The sequence below is a fragment of the Luteimonas rhizosphaericola genome, from assembly GCF_029888045.1.
In the GTDB taxonomy this organism is placed as follows: Bacteria; Pseudomonadota; Gammaproteobacteria; order Xanthomonadales; family Xanthomonadaceae; genus Luteimonas; species Luteimonas rhizosphaericola.
In genome coordinates, this window is sequence record NZ_JARXRN010000003.1 from 1 (window position 1) to 5,341 (window position 5,341).

Annotated in this window: 7 protein-coding genes; all 7 read right to left on the reverse strand. The window is 55.9% G+C overall.

The window, feature by feature from the left end:
* Window positions 1-149: 149 nt before the first annotated feature.
* Window positions 150-689, reverse strand: a complete 540-nt coding sequence (locus QFW80_RS00080; RefSeq protein ID WP_280598812.1) for a demethoxyubiquinone hydroxylase family protein — start codon at window positions 687-689, stop codon at window positions 150-152.
* Window positions 690-1,738: 1,049 nt separating this feature from the next.
* Window positions 1,739-2,269: a HEAT repeat domain-containing protein gene (locus QFW80_RS00085; RefSeq protein ID WP_280598813.1), complete on the reverse strand. Its 531-nt coding sequence runs from the start codon at window positions 2,267-2,269 to the stop codon at window positions 1,739-1,741.
* A gap of 69 nt (window positions 2,270-2,338) precedes the next feature.
* Window positions 2,339-2,638 carry a hypothetical protein gene (locus QFW80_RS00090; RefSeq protein WP_280598815.1) on the reverse strand — a complete coding sequence of 100 codons (300 nt, stop codon included), beginning with the start codon at window positions 2,636-2,638 and terminating at the stop codon, window positions 2,339-2,341.
* An 837-nt stretch (window positions 2,639-3,475) separates the two neighbouring features.
* Window positions 3,476-3,712: a hypothetical protein gene (locus tag QFW80_RS00095; RefSeq protein WP_280598817.1), complete on the reverse strand. Its 237-nt coding sequence runs from the start codon at window positions 3,710-3,712 to the stop codon at window positions 3,476-3,478.
* A gap of 57 nt (window positions 3,713-3,769) precedes the next feature.
* Window positions 3,770-4,228: a hypothetical protein gene (locus tag QFW80_RS00100; protein WP_280598818.1), complete on the reverse strand. Its 459-nt coding sequence runs from the start codon at window positions 4,226-4,228 to the stop codon at window positions 3,770-3,772.
* A gap of 84 nt (window positions 4,229-4,312) precedes the next feature.
* Window positions 4,313-4,729: a hypothetical protein gene (locus QFW80_RS00105; RefSeq protein WP_280598820.1), complete on the reverse strand. Its 417-nt coding sequence runs from the start codon at window positions 4,727-4,729 to the stop codon at window positions 4,313-4,315.
* 71 nt (window positions 4,730-4,800) lie between these two features.
* Window positions 4,801-5,241, reverse strand: a complete 441-nt coding sequence (locus tag QFW80_RS00110; RefSeq protein ID WP_280598822.1) for a DUF7832 domain-containing protein — start codon at window positions 5,239-5,241, stop codon at window positions 4,801-4,803.
* Window positions 5,242-5,341 lie beyond the last annotated feature (100 nt).

Genomic DNA, 5,341 nt, shown 5'->3' on the forward strand with positions numbered 1-5,341 from the left:
TGGTGCCCGAAGGCGAGCGCTACCGGAGCCGATGAAATCAGCAGCCGCGCAACCAAACGAAGCCACCAACACGAAGCTGCATGACCACGTATAACGCCTGAATTAAGCCGCGCCGCGAAGCGGCGTCGGCTTGAATGAATTGTTAGGGCTCACAGCCGCATGCCCAGCCAGATAACTGCCTCAGTCGAGGCGGACACAATGGGCGTGAGAACCCTAGGCCAGAATGTACCAGCCTGGACGTGTCCCAAAGACTGGTCGTGGTGCTGCTGCTCCTCAGCGACAATGGATGAGATTGCTGATACGGCGAGAGGATCATGGCTCTGCAGCACAACGAGTTGATGCTCAAGGTGGCGAAGCACGACACTCTCAACGGCGGTGGTGGTTGCTGCAATAGCGCTGCTGCCGAGCAAGCCAGTTATGGCTCCGAGTACGAAACCACCCATGCCGCAAAGCCAGTAGCTACGGCAGCGACGACGGCGACGCCGCTCCAGCTCAGCGCAAAAAATGGCCCTATGTCGCTGCTCGTGTGAGCGGAATTCGCGAAGCTCAGCGACCATCTTTGGCGCGGTCAGTCTGGCCATGAGGATTTGACCGGTGTATATACCTACGGCGCCATGCTCGCCGGCGTGATTGACCTTGATGATGCGGTCGCCAAGGTCATTGGCTACAGGTTGCGTGACTGCTTCCATGTGAGCCCTAACGCCTGAGTTAAGCCGTGCCGCGAAGCGGCATCGGCTTGAACGAATTGTTAGGGGGCATCCTGCATTGGATAGGACTGAAGGACCTCCTGCAGCCTGGCCGCCGATCGCTGGCAGCTATTGCAGGTTGATATGAGCTCCCCAACGCTGTCGGACATAGCTTCAACCAACGAGGTACCGAAATCTTGAATGTGTACTGCAATGTGCCCGCCATCGTGCAATCTTCCAGTTAGCTCAATCAGTTGCTTGGCCTTCGGATCTGATCTGTCCGCGAAGTAGTACTGGACCTGCCTTGCTTTTCCTGAGCGGGACAAATCTGATGCCGTCGAGTGCGAGTGAAGGATGGCGCAACGCGCTGCGTAAAGATCTATTGAGTTGTAGCCATCACGCGCACGCGGAATTAGAAACCGATCCACCCAAGCTTTGAACGATTTCCTATCAGCAGAAATTTGGTCTGGCGGTGAGAACAACAACCCTAGCGTATCGATCGTTGAGTAGCAGACAGTCAAGAAGTGACCCGGAAGCTCATTTCCCCACAAGACGGTAATCGCCTTCGTGCTGGAGATCATGTAGCGCCCGACCACCTCCTCAATCGACAGCCGCTGAAACAACTATGCCCCCTAACGCCTGAATTAAGCCGAGCCGCGAAGCGGCTTCGGCTTGAATGCATTGTTAGGCGGCGGATGCCAGGTAAGCCTGCAAGCCCGCCGCGACCTCTTGCTTGGTCTCTAATGCGCGCCAATACCCGAGGCGTTGAAGTGTGCTTTGGTCACCGCCGAGAATGTACTGACCGCGGTCTCGAATGATCTCAAGGACGCCAGCGCTGCTGCTGAAGCCGACAACGTAATTGCCAAAAGCTGCTGCGTCATACCGGCAAGAGGCAGGCTCAAGTCCCGCTTCTCTCAGCTGCGGCAAGATCTCAGCTAGATCTTTCTCGACGTTCGGATGTAGGTCCATAGTCGCCTAACGCTTGAGTTAAGCCGTGCCGCGAAGCGGCATCGGCTTGAACGAATTGTTAGGCGGCATGCGGTGCGCGATGGTCACTGGCTCTCCTGACGAATTTGCCAAGGTCTTGGCTTGTATGCCGGATCGTCTTGTGGATTGACTACCCAGAACGAAGTTCCCTTGTGCTCCCGGTCCAGATAGAAGTGATGGTTCTGATGCTGAATTGCATCGATTGCGGCCACCGCGTTAGCTCGAGTTTCGGCTATGGGATGATGTAGCAAGGGCTCTAGGCTTGGCACAGCGTCATGCCTAAGGCTGTACGCGAGAACTTCGCAAGCGTGCATACGTACAGCCTTTGATCTATCTTGCAGCCTGTCTCTCGCAGCTTCTACAACGCGAGTGTCGCGACGCGCGAGTGGAATGAAGTCGAACATGATGTGCATGCGGCCTGTTGCGTTGCGAATTTTTGGAAGCGCTTCAACGAGGAGCGGTACAAGCGCGAGAAGCCCATACTCGCAACGAAGCTTTGAGCCGTTGGTCGAGACCACCCAATCCCGACGGTCATCGAAGGCAGTGATAACTGCCTCAAGAGTCGGAAGATGAGAGGGCTCGGATTGCTTATTCATGCCGCCTAACGCCTGAATTAAGCCGCGCCGCGAAGCGGCGTCGGCTTGAATGAATTGTTAGGCCTCAGCCTACTCCATTGACACCGCAATCTGCTTGTCTAGCCCCCGCTCTTCAAGGAAGCCAAGAATCCAGTCGAGGTGTGGTTGGTCAAAGGATAGGTACTGCCCGTCCTGTAGCGTGAGAACGACGCAGCCAATATGCGGCTGGAAGATCTCTTTGACTTGGCCCGATGTAATGAGCGCTTTAGCTTGCTCAAGCGGGATCACCTCAACAGGAACGGCCGCCGCAGAGTTCGTTTGGAGCACGGAGGTGCATCCAACTGCCCAGAACAATGAGATGAGCAAGCCGATTGCGACAATGTTCTTCATGAGGCCTAACGCCTGAATTAAGCCGACCCGCGAAGCGGGTTCGGCTTGAATGAATTGTTAGGCGGCAATGTCTGGGATGGTAGGTAAGCAACACGCCCCAGCCACGCCCCTGTCCTTGCCGCCAACTCTGGAGCATACGATGCCAGCGCCAGAATGAAGACTGGTGCAGCGGCGATGTAGGCAAAAATTCCCACGACCCGAAACTGCAGGGCATAGAAAGCTCCGCAACTTGCACACTTGTACTCAGTGGCCGTGCGACTAACCCGCTGGCCAGCATCCAGGCGAGGAACGCGCACCAGATCTCGAGCTGTGTCGACCGTGGCTTCGCAGGATGTGCATGCGAACTTGACCATGCCGCCTAAAGCCTGAATTAAGCCGACCCGCGAAGCGGGTTCGGCTTGAATGAATTGTTAGGCAGCAGCATGGCTATGCTTGTGGCGGCTGACAAGCAGGGCCGCCACCGCTGCAATAGATAGAGCGAGAAAAAGTACGCCGCAAAGGACAAGCGCCGCCCCCGATATTGAACCTGGACGCGCAACCCAGACTTGCGTAAAGACGTCAAACGCGAACCCCACTGCCGCTAGGCAGGCAGCAAGCGATCCAATTGCGAGGTTGCGTGCTAACAATGAACCAGAAGTGCGGAATCTGCGCCAGCGGACAAGCACCACAAGGTTGCCGAGGAGCCCGGCAGAGATCAGCGCTAGAACCGGCCATGACTGAAGCATCTTCTGCTGCCTAACGCCTGAATTAAGCCGCGCCGCGAAGCGGCGTCGGCTTGAATGAATTGTTAGGTGTCAGCCCGCTAGACACGGATACTCGACAGTCGTCAAACATTGTCTATCCGATCCCCCAGAAGCCATCTTTCAATGCATCCCAAAGCTTCTTGAGTATCCCACGATCTCCACGCAGGAACACCACGCGGAACAACTGGACCAGGGTCGCCAAACCGACCACTATGAATACCCAGAGCCCTAGGCTGTCTCGAAACACGAATGTGGCGATCACAAAGCCAGCCAAGACGGCAAGAACGGTCAGGTCAGTCTTTAAGATGCTTGGTGGCGAGTCCGCTTTCATGACACCTAACGCTTGAGTTAAGCCGCGCCACGAAGTGGCGTCGGCTTGAATGAATGGTTAGGCGTGCTCGCGACGCCATTGGCACATGTGATCATCATAGCCAGTTGAGATATGAGGTGTTACGCAGGTACCGATGTACTTGTCTGTCTCATCGGGACTGGTGAGGAACATGGACGAGATCAGCACCTCGCCCTTGTAGCGGAAGCAAACATAGTTTTGGAAGGTGCCGAAGGGGATTGCCGCTCGCTCTCGTTTGCTCATGCGAGTTGTCTTCGCGGGAGCACTGAAGTGCCCGCCAGCATCTACGACCGCGACAACGGGTAGGCCATCGCAAGGGCGATCATGATCGCCACTGAAGCCGATAAGAACTTCTGCACCTGCCGCCGGCTTCCCGCCCGCGGAGAACGTTCCGCGGAACTCCGGCGTAAGCACCGCACGCTCCTTCCCGCACCCGACAAGAGCAAGTGCAAATGCCATGGCGAGAAAACTCTGGGCTGCCGAGTCGTTGATAAGCACGCCTAACACCTGAGTTAAGCCGGCCCGCACTGGTCGAGCTTCAGGTCGAGGCAGTAACGATGCGGGCTCGGCTTGAACGAATTGTTAGGCATCATGCCTTGAAGTTTGAGGTGCAACAACTGCGGCACGGGCTGCAAACAAAGCTCCGCCGACTGTGCCGAGGAGCGCACAGACTGCGACAGCTAGCCAGCCAATAGCGGATAGAACAATTGGGGTGCTGGGAAGCCAGATTGAACTAACAAGGTCAATCGCTAAGGAAAGCACCGCATACACGAGGAAAACCAAGGTGGCCTGGGCCCAGCGGCCTTGGGGATGGCGCGCAGAGAGGGTAAAGAACACGATAGCCGACGCCGAAAGGTATGCGGCCATGGCCATGAAGAAATATCGCAGACCTTCATCAACGCCGAAAGAAGCAGGTGTGAAAAGACCTTCAAGGAGTCCAATTGTGAAGTGGGCAAGGAGCAGGCACAGAACGTACTTAGCTATGAGCTTCCAGTTCATGACGAAGTGTCCATGATGCCTAACACCTGAATTAAGCCGCGCCGCGAAGCGGCGTCGGCTTGAATGAATTGTTAGCCCGCAGGTGAGCGCCACTCGAGAAGACGCATGTCCAGAACAGGGCGAAGCTTGTCAAAACTGTCCCAGCTGTCAGTCACGTAATACAGGCTATTTGGCCCTTCCGGAAGGCTTTGTCCAAAAGTGGCTTCGTAGTCAGCTAGGTACTGACCTTTCTCAAAGTCAAAGTACCAAGAGGTGAAGGCATTTCCCTCATCAGTCAGGTCTTCGTTCGTGAACTTTCCGTCGCAGGCGGATAAGAAGAAAGCGCCCGGCGTTACCGAGCGTTCTTGCAGCCTTTGGATGTCCTCTGGGTAGTCGATGATGTGGATGTCGCCAGCGAGTCCTGAAAGGAGTGCCCATGCAACGTACATCCCGGTATGAGTGGCTCCTGCCTCATCCGGCAAGTCCGAAGGGAATTCTCCACCGTAATGCCAAGACGCGTCGTCGTATTTCATGCGGGCTAACACCTGAATTAAGCCGACCCGCGAAGCGGGTTCGGCTTGAATGAATTGTTAGGCCTCAAGCTACACCCGAGACTTGCGGGCGACAAGCCAA